This window comes from Longimicrobium sp. (genome assembly GCF_036554565.1).
GTDB lineage: Bacteria > Gemmatimonadota > Gemmatimonadetes > Longimicrobiales > Longimicrobiaceae > Longimicrobium.
On sequence record NZ_DATBNB010000136.1, the window covers coordinates 1 to 7,947 of the forward strand.

The window sequence follows — 7,947 nt, forward strand, 5'->3', positions numbered from 1 at the left end:
AGAGGACGCAGACAAAGGAAAGAGGACGCAGAGAACTTCAACCGTTCTCTGCGTCCTCTCTTTTCACCTCTGCGACCTCTGCATGAAATCGCTCTTCCTCCGTCCATGCGCATAGAATGGCCTAGCACAGCGGCTATCTCATCGGTTGACAACGACTTAGCTTTTGGCTAAATTGATTGCACCCGAAAGAAAGCGGACTGCTTGATCGAAAACGGCGGGCCGCACTGGACGGAAGGCACGGCGTGCGGGTAGATTGGGCGCACAAACCCAATCCTCGCGCCGCGAATCCGGACCCATCCTGGAGACGAGCACTCCCGCACGCTGGGGAGCGCCTCGATCAGATCGAAGAACTTCCGGGCGATTCATCCGCCCGTACAATCCCGAGAGCCATGCTGCGATCCAATCTGCTGACCATCGCCACCGCCGCCGTGTGCATCGGCGCCACCGGTGCCCTGATCGACCGATCGGACCGCCCGCAACCCGCCCCGGCGCCCCGGGCGATGGTCGCGGCCAAGTTGACGGTGAAGCCCGCCGTGCAGGCCCCCCGCCCCGCCCCGGCCCCGGCGCCCGTCCGTGCTCCGCAGCCGGTGGCGCTGCAGGCCGCGCGTGCGGTGCTGAACGGCGTGGGCGTGGAAAGCGGCGCCGAGAAGACGCGCGTGGACGTGGCGCTCGACGCGCTGGGCAAGCGCGTCCGCCGCCAGAGCCACCCCAAGGCGCTGCGGATGGCTTTCCAGGCGTACTACGCCTACAAGGCCGAGAACCCGGGCAAGGTGCGCAAGCCGTACCTGTACTACGTGGACTACGGCCTGGACAACCGCACCCCCCGCGGCTACGTGTTCGACATGGAGTCGCTGAAGGTCGTGGACGGGCCGTTCACCGTTGCGCACGGCCGCGGCTCGGCCTCGCCCACGGCGGGGCGCCCCACGCGGTTCTCCAACCGCCAGGGAAGCAACGCCACCTCGCTGGGACTGTACCTGGCGCAGGAAACGTACGGATTCTCCGGCACCTCCAGCGGCCAGCGCTACACCTCGGTGGGGCTGCGCCTGCAGGGCCTGTCGGGCAAGTACAACAGCTCGGCCCGGGCCCGCGGCGTGGTGGCGCACGGCGCCCCGTACGTAACGCGCGACCGCGCCGGCCGCAGCGAGGGCTGCCCGGCCATGGAGCAGGGCCGCGCCCGCACGCTGCTCCCCAAGATTGCCCGCGGCGGCCTGGTGTTCCTGTTCTCGCCGCTGGACCGCACCTGGATGCAGGAAGACCGCTGGGCCAACGCCAGCGTTGGAAAGAGCACCTCCCGCCGGGGCTGATCCCGGACTGGAGCCGATAGAAAGAGCCCCGGCGCCGATGCGCGCCGGGGCTCTTCTCGTTCTGACCGATCAGGATGCGCGATCGGGCGGTGCTCACTTCTTCTTCCGATTGCGCTTGCGCGCCTCCTTCTCGGCCTTGCGCTGCGCCTTGGACTTCCCGGGCTTGGACGCGGACGGGCGCGGCAGGCCGTCCGGCGGCGGAAAGCCGTGGTCGACGGGCCTGCGCCCGCCCTCGGGTTCCGGCAGCAGGCCCAGGTCTACCTGCACGTCTTCCCAGTGTCCCGTGATGGTCACGTCCACCCGCCCGGCGGCGAACGCCTCCTCCATCACGGGGACCGCGGCCGTGTCGTTCAGCTCCACCAGGTACGAGACCAGGATCGCGTTCATCTGCGGGCTCTGGTCTCGCCAGTCTTCCAGCTGCTTCGCCAGTACGCCGGCGGCCTCGTCGCGCCGCTCGGGATGCTCGTGCGCCACGTTCAGGATCACCCCGCAGGCGGCGAAGCGCAGGTCCTCGTCCTTGCCCTCGTCGAAGAGCAGCAGCGTAGCCCCGGGCAGCGCCGCAGGCCCGATCATCCCCAGCACCACGGGAATCTCCTCGAACACCCACGAGCTGTCCATCTCCCGCTGCAGCAGCGCCAGGAGCGGCTCCGCGGCGGCGGACGCGCGCAGCTGGGCGAGGGCGCGCCACGCGTGGATGGGCGCCCACCCCGCCGCCGACCGCTCCTCGGCGGCGTGCAGCGCGGGATCGATGGCCATGCGGATCAGCGCGGGGATGTGGTGGTCCTCCAGCCCCAGGTTGCGGTAGTCCGGCCACGTGCGGCGCCGGGCGGGCTCCGCGCCCAGCTTCAGCAGGCGGTCGACGGGCGGAAGGTAGAACTCGGGCATGCGATCGGGCCTGGAGGAAAGCATCGTGCTCGGGACGGGCGGGAAGGTGCCGTCCGAGATGCTTCCGCGCAATGCACCGTAGAGTGATGTTGACACTCATGCGCTGGCGCGATATCGTTCGTTTGCATTGAATTTCATGTTCGAAGGAGCCCACGTGATCAAAACGTCAGACATCCACTCCCTCAGCGATTTTCAGCGCAGTGCTCGCGAACACATCCGACGCTTGCGGGAGACAGGGAGGCCCGCGGTGCTGACGGTGAATGGCAGGGCCGAGGTAGTGGTGCAGGAGGCCTTGGCCTATCAGGACCTGCTGGACCGATTGGATCGTGCGGAGGCGATCGCCGGAATCAATCGAGGCCTTGTTTCCATGCGCCGGGGCGACGGGCGGCCGGCGGAAGAAGTGCTTGACGAACTTCGGGCCCAGTTGGGGATCGGGGTAGGGGTGGAGTGAGTGTACCACGTAATTACGGAACCTTCCGCGCTGGCGGACATCGCGGGCCATTACGCGTACCTGAAGGAGCATGCCCACACGCCGGAGTACCCGGACGCGTGGTATTCGTCCATCCAGAACGCCGTGCTCGGCTTGGCCGACTTCCCCCTCAGCTTCGCGCGAGCACCGGAAGATCGTGAATTCGAGGAAGTGATCCGGCATCGAATCGTGGGATCGTACCGGATCCTTTTCACGGTGGTCAGCGACCGAGTTCACGTCCTACACATCCGTCACGGCCGTCAGAACGTGCTTCGACCGGATGTAGACGAATAGGATCGCTCTCATAGAGAACGGCCCCGGTGGGGATGCGCCGGGGCCGTTCTAACGCGTTTTCACCCGCATCGGTCCGCACGAGTGACTCGGAGCCGAATGCGTCGAGACTCCACCAGCAGCTCGTGGAGGCGCTGGCTCGTTGGTGCGGCACTCGGGATTGCGGCGCTCCCGGCGCGCAGCCATGCCCAGGACTGCCCGTACTGGCCGTGTGGCGAACCTGGCCCGCTAGATTGCGCTACGCGATGTGGCGGCTGACGTGCGAAAATAACGGCCCCGGCGTTGTCGCGCCGGGGCCGTTCTCGTCGTGCTCGTCTCGCCGCGGATCAGCCGTCGAAGCGGCGGAAGGCCAGGCAGACGTTGTGGCCGCCGAAGCCGAACGAGTTGCTGAGCGCCAGGTCCACCGGCCGCTCGGTCGCGCCGCCCGTCCCGTAGTTCAGGTCGCAGTCGGGGTCCGGCGTGGTGTAGTTGATGGTCGGCGGGATCTTGCCGTGGCGGCAGACCAAGGCGCTGATCACGCCCTCCACCCCGCCCGCCGCTCCCAGCGTGTGCCCCGTCATGCTCTTGGTGGAGCCCACGATCACGTCGCGCGCGTGGTCGCCCAGCACAGTGCGGATCGCCGCCGACTCGTTCTTGTCGTTGGCCGGCGTGCTGGTGCCGTGCGCGTTCACGTAGCCCACCGACTCCGGCCCGGCGCCCGCCTCGCGCAGCGCGGCGCGCATGGCGCGGACCGCGCCCTCGCCGCCCTCGGCGGGGGCCGTGATGTGATAGGCGTCCGCCGTCTGGCCGTAGCCCACGATCTCAGCGATGATGGTGGCGCCGCGCGCGCGGGCGTGCTCCAGCTCCTCCATCACCACCATCCCCGCGCCCTCCCCCAGCACGAAGCCGTCGCGGGTGGCGTCAAAGGGGCGGCTGGCCGTTTCGGGCGAGTCGTTGCGGGTGCTGAGCGCCGTCATGTTCGCGAAGCCCGCCACCGTCAGCCCCGTGATGCTGGCCTCGGTGCCCCCCGCCAGCATCACGTCGGCCTCGCCGTGCTTGATGCTGCGGAAGGCGTTGCCCACGGCGTGGGCGCCCGACGCGCACGCCGACACCGTGCAGTAGTTGGGGCCCTTGGCGTTGTAGCGGATGGAGACGAGCCCCGCGGCGATGTCGGAGATGAACATGGGCACGAAGAAGGGCGACACGCGGCCGGGTCCCTTCTCCAGCAGGCGGGCGTGCTGCTCCTCGAAGGTGTGGATCCCCCCGATGCCGCTGCCCACGATCACGCCGAAGCGCTCGGAATCCAGCGACTGGAACGTGTCGTCGAGCCCCGCCTCGCGCATGGCCTGCACGGCCGTGGCGATGGCGAACTGGCTAAAGCGGTCGGTGCGCTTCACTTCCTTGCGCTCGATGTACTGCCCCGGATCGAAGTCCTTGACCTCGCACGCAAAGCGCACGGCGTGGCCGGATGCATCGAACTGGGTAATGGGGCCGGCACCGCTACGCCCGCCGAGCAGGGCCGCCCAGGATTCCTGGACGTCCAGCCCGACGGGCGTGACGAGGCCGGTCCCGGTAATCACGACTCGGCGGTTCATCAGCCGCTCCGGGACGGGTTCGGGACGTATGCAGGGCCGCCCCGGGGGGCGGCCCTATGGAAAGGCCGCGGTGGCAAGCGCCGGAGCGCTCAGCCGTTGCTGGCGTTGCTCGTGATGTAGTTGATGGCGTCGCCCACCGTGCGCAGCTTCTCGGCCTCTTCGTCGGGGATCTCCATCCCGAACTCTTCCTCGAAGGCCATCACCAGCTCCACCGTGTCGAGCGAGTCAGCGCCAAGGTCCTCCACGAACGAGGCCTCGGGGGTCACCTTCTCGGCGTCCACGCCCAGCTCGTTGATGATGATCTCCTTGACCTTCGCCTCGATGTCCGCCATGTCCGTCTCCCTGTCGTTGTTTTTTGATCCCGTGAGTCCCGCGCCCAGCGGACGCGGGCCCTGCCCTTCTGCACCAAAGCCTACATGACCATTCCGCCGTCCACAACCAGCGTCTGGCCGGTGATGTACGCCGCGCCCGGGCCGGCCAGGAACCGCACCGCCGGGGCGATGTCTTCGGGCCGTCCCAGCCGCCCCAGCGCGATGTTGCTCATCAGCGCCGTGCGCGCGGCCTCGGGAAGGTCCGACGTCATGTCCGTGTCAATGTACCCCGGCGCCACGGCGTTGACCAGAACTCCGCGCCCGGCGAGCTCCTTGGCCACCGACTTGGTGAGCCCGATGAGCCCCGCCTTACTGGCGGCGTAGTTGGCCTGCCCCGCGTTGCCGATGATGCCCACCACCGAGGTGATGTTGATGATGCGCCCGCTGCGGCGCTTCATCATCCCGCGCGAGGCGGCGCGCATCAGGTTGAAGGCGCCGCGCAGGTTGGTGTCGAGAACGGCGTTCCAGTCGTCGTCCTTGATGCGCATCAGCACGTTGTCGCGCGTGACGCCGGCGTTGTTCACCAGCACGTCCAGCTGGCCGAAGTCGCCTTCCACCTGCTTGATCAGCGCGGCGCACGCCTCGGGGTCGGCCACGTCGCAGGCGTACCCGCGATGTCCCTCGCCCGGCAGCTCGGCCGCGGCGGCCTCGGCCCGCGCGCCGTCGCGCGCCACGAGCGCGAGTCGCGCCCCCGCCTGCGCCAGCTCCCGCGCAATCGCCAGGCCGATGCCGCGCGAGCCGCCGGTCACCAGCGCCACCTGTCCCTGGAGCTCCTGCACCTCGCCACCTCCCGTCACGATGCCCCGTTCAAGAACGCTTCCACCTGCTCCGCCGTCCCCAGCGCCACCCCGCGTCCCTCGGCCGCCTTGTCGATACGCTTGAGCATGCCCGTGAGCACCTTGCCGGCGCCCACCTCCAGGAACCGCTCGGCGCCCATCTGCAGCATGGTGCGCACCGAGTGCGTCCAGCGCACCGTCGACGTCAGCTGGTCCACCAGCAGGCGCCGCGCCTCGGCGCCGTCCGTCACCGGCTGCGCGCTGACGTTGCTGACCACCGCGAAGGCCGGATCGGCGAAATTCACCGCGTCCAGCTGCGCCTGCAGCCCCGCTTCGGCCACGCGCATCAGCGGCGAGTGGAAGGCACCGGAGACGGCCAGCGGCTGCACCTTCTTGGCGCCGGCGGACACCAGCATGGGCCCCACCCGCTCCACCGCGGCAGCGTCGCCGGAAACGACCACCTGGCCCGGGGTGTTGAAATTGGCGGGGACGACGACGGAATCCTCCGTGGACGCCTCGTGGCAGACGCCTTCCACCACCTCGTCGTCCAGCCCCAGCACGGCGGCCATGGTGCCGGGACGCGCGTTGCCGCTCTCCAGCATCAGCTCGCCGCGGCGGCGCACCGTCCGCACCGCGTCCGCGAAGCTCAGGGAACCCGCGGCGTGGTAGGCGCTGAACTCGCCCAGCGAGTGGCCGGCAGCGGCCACGACGTCGATGTCGGCGGCCTTGAGGACGGCCCAGACGGCGGCGCTGTGGGTGAGCAGTGCGGGCTGCGCGTTCACCGTCAGCGTCAGCTCGTCGGCCGGGCCCTCCCACATCAGCGTGGAAAGGGCGAATCCCAGCGCCTCGTCGGCCTCCTGGAAGACGGCGCGCGCCTCGGGAAAGCGCTCCGCCAGGTCCTTGCCCATCCCCACCACCTGCGAGCCCTGCCCCGGAAAGAGCAGGGCGATGCGTTCGCCCCCCATCACAGCCGCACCACGTTGGAGGCCCACGTGAACCCGGCGCCGAAGGCCACCATCAGCACCAGCGATCCCGGCCCGGCGAGTCCCTTTTCCACCGCCTCGTCCAGCGCCACCGGAATGGACGCGGACGACATGTTGCCGTAGCGGTCGACGTTCACGTACACGCGGTCCATCGGCATCTTGGCGTACTTGGCGGTGCTTTCGATGATGCGCACGTTGGCCTGGTGGGGCACCATCAGGTCGATCTGGTCCGACGTGACGCCCGCGCGCACCAGGGCCGTCTCGGCCGCCTCGCACATGGCGCGCACGGCGGACTTGAACACCTCGGGGCCCGCCATCTTCACGTAGTGCGACCGGTCGTCGAGCACCGACAGGTCCAGCGGAATGCGCGCGCCGCCGCCGGGCCGCCACAGCAGCTCGGCCAGGGTGCCGTCGCTCTTCATGTACGTCGAGAGGATGCCGCGCCCGTCCGTGGCCCGCTGCACCACCGCCGCCCCGGCGCCGTCGCCGAAGAGCACGCAGGTGGTGCGGTCCGTCCAGTCGACGATGGACGACATCTTTTCCGTCGCGCAGACCAGGATCGTCTCCGCCTGCCCCGAGGCGATGTGCGCCTCGGCCATCGACAGCCCGTACAGGAAGCCCGAGCACGCCGTCGCGAAGTCGTACGCGGCGGCGTTGCGGGCGCCCAGCAGGGCCTGCACGTCGCACGCGGTGCTGGGCAGAAGGCGGTCGGGCGTGGCGGTGGACAGCAGGATCATGTCCAGGTCCAGCGGGCCGACGCCGGCGCGCTCCATGGCCACGCGCGCCGCGGCGGCGGCCATGTCGGCGGCGCCCGTCTCCTTGCTGGCGATGCGGCGCTCGCGGATGCCCGTGCGGCTGGTGATCCACTCGTCGTTGGTCTCGACGATGGTCGCCATTTCGGCGTTGGTCACCACCCGCTCCGGGTTGAAGCGGCCGGTGGAGACCAGGCGCGCGCGGGGAGCGATGGGGCTGGGCTGGATCATGGCTGCGCTTCCTCGGCCGGCGCCTGCGAAAGGCGGGCGGCCATGTGCTCCACCATGCGGCGGTTCACCGACTGCGCGGCGACGCCGATGGCGTTGCGGATGGCGTGGGGCGGCGAGCCCCCGTGGCAGATGATGACGACGCCGTTGACGCCCAGCAGCGGGGCGCCCCCGATGCCGGTGTAGTCCAGGCTGCGGAACACGCGGTCGAAGTCCATCTGCACCCCCTGCTCGGCGAACTCGCGCCGCAGCATGGAGGTGATGAGCCCGGCGACCGACTCGTAGAACTTGAGGAGGACGTTGCCCACGAAGCC

At 69.4% G+C, this 7,947-nt stretch carries 9 protein-coding genes and 1 pseudogene; 3 read left to right on the forward strand and 7 right to left on the reverse strand.

Going from position 1 to position 7,947, the window contains the following annotated elements:
• Nucleotides 1-389 precede the first annotated feature (389 nt).
• A complete protein-coding gene (locus tag VIB55_RS03625) occupies nucleotides 390-1,304 on the forward strand; it encodes a murein L,D-transpeptidase catalytic domain-containing protein (protein ID WP_331875306.1) in 915 nt (304 codons plus the stop codon).
• Nucleotides 1,305-1,397: 93 nt separating this feature from the next.
• Here VIB55_RS03625 and VIB55_RS03630 read toward each other — a convergent pair whose 3' ends face one another.
• Entirely contained in the window at nucleotides 1,398-2,189 is a 792-nt protein-coding gene (locus tag VIB55_RS03630; RefSeq protein WP_331875307.1) for a hypothetical protein, read from the reverse strand.
• A 154-nt stretch (nucleotides 2,190-2,343) separates the two neighbouring features.
• Between VIB55_RS03630 and VIB55_RS03635 the strand changes: the two genes are divergently transcribed.
• Together VIB55_RS03635 and VIB55_RS03640 are read left to right on the forward strand one after the other, a co-directional pair.
• Entirely contained in the window at nucleotides 2,344-2,640 is a 297-nt protein-coding gene (locus tag VIB55_RS03635) for a hypothetical protein (protein WP_331875308.1), read from the forward strand.
• The gene (locus tag VIB55_RS03640) at nucleotides 2,641-2,952 is read left to right on the forward strand and encodes a type II toxin-antitoxin system RelE/ParE family toxin (RefSeq protein ID WP_331875309.1); all 312 of its coding nucleotides are present in this window, start codon (nucleotides 2,641-2,643) and stop codon (nucleotides 2,950-2,952) included.
• A 323-nt stretch (nucleotides 2,953-3,275) separates the two neighbouring features.
• On the opposite strand, the gene fabF is transcribed toward VIB55_RS03640, so the two are convergent.
• The 6 genes and pseudogenes from fabF to VIB55_RS03670 form a co-directional block, all read right to left on the reverse strand.
• Nucleotides 3,276-4,523, reverse strand: coding sequence for a beta-ketoacyl-ACP synthase II (fabF, locus tag VIB55_RS03645; protein WP_331875310.1), 1,248 nt, complete (start codon nucleotides 4,521-4,523; stop codon nucleotides 3,276-3,278).
• Between the two features lie 89 nt (nucleotides 4,524-4,612).
• On the reverse strand, nucleotides 4,613-4,855 hold the full coding sequence (locus VIB55_RS03650; protein WP_331025834.1) for an acyl carrier protein: 243 nt from the start codon (nucleotides 4,853-4,855) through the stop codon (nucleotides 4,613-4,615).
• An 80-nt stretch (nucleotides 4,856-4,935) separates the two neighbouring features.
• Nucleotides 4,936-5,673: a 3-oxoacyl-ACP reductase FabG gene (gene fabG, locus VIB55_RS03655; RefSeq protein WP_331875311.1), complete on the reverse strand. Its 738-nt coding sequence runs from the start codon at nucleotides 5,671-5,673 to the stop codon at nucleotides 4,936-4,938.
• Between the two features lie 14 nt (nucleotides 5,674-5,687).
• Nucleotides 5,688-6,635, reverse strand: a complete 948-nt coding sequence (fabD, locus tag VIB55_RS03660) for an ACP S-malonyltransferase (RefSeq protein ID WP_331875314.1) — start codon at nucleotides 6,633-6,635, stop codon at nucleotides 5,688-5,690.
• Nucleotides 6,635-7,636 carry a beta-ketoacyl-ACP synthase III gene (locus VIB55_RS03665; protein ID WP_331875312.1) on the reverse strand — a complete coding sequence of 334 codons (1,002 nt, stop codon included), beginning with the start codon at nucleotides 7,634-7,636 and terminating at the stop codon, nucleotides 6,635-6,637. Before VIB55_RS03665 ends, fabD begins: the two co-directional genes overlap by 1 nt.
• Nucleotides 7,633-7,947: pseudogene (locus VIB55_RS03670) on the reverse strand (phosphate--acyl-ACP acyltransferase); the annotation flags it as partial. The gene VIB55_RS03665 and the pseudogene VIB55_RS03670, both read right to left, overlap by 4 nt.

What these genes read in the sequence shown, in the direction of transcription:
- VIB55_RS03625 (WP_331875306.1), top strand. Translation starts at nt 390, where the DNA reads ATGCTGCGATCCAATCTGCTGACCATCGCCACCGCCGCCGTGTGCATC.
- VIB55_RS03630 (WP_331875307.1), bottom strand. Translation starts at nt 2,189, where the DNA reads ATGCCCGAGTTCTACCTTCCGCCCGTCGACCGCCTGCTGAAGCTGGGC.
- fabF (WP_331875310.1), bottom strand. Translation starts at nt 4,523, where the DNA reads ATGAACCGCCGAGTCGTGATTACCGGGACCGGCCTCGTCACGCCCGTC.
- VIB55_RS03650 (WP_331025834.1), bottom strand. Translation starts at nt 4,855, where the DNA reads ATGGCGGACATCGAGGCGAAGGTCAAGGAGATCATCATCAACGAGCTG.
- fabD (WP_331875314.1), bottom strand. Translation starts at nt 6,635, where the DNA reads ATGGGGGGCGAACGCATCGCCCTGCTCTTTCCGGGGCAGGGCTCGCAG.
- VIB55_RS03665 (WP_331875312.1), bottom strand. Translation starts at nt 7,636, where the DNA reads ATGATCCAGCCCAGCCCCATCGCTCCCCGCGCGCGCCTGGTCTCCACC.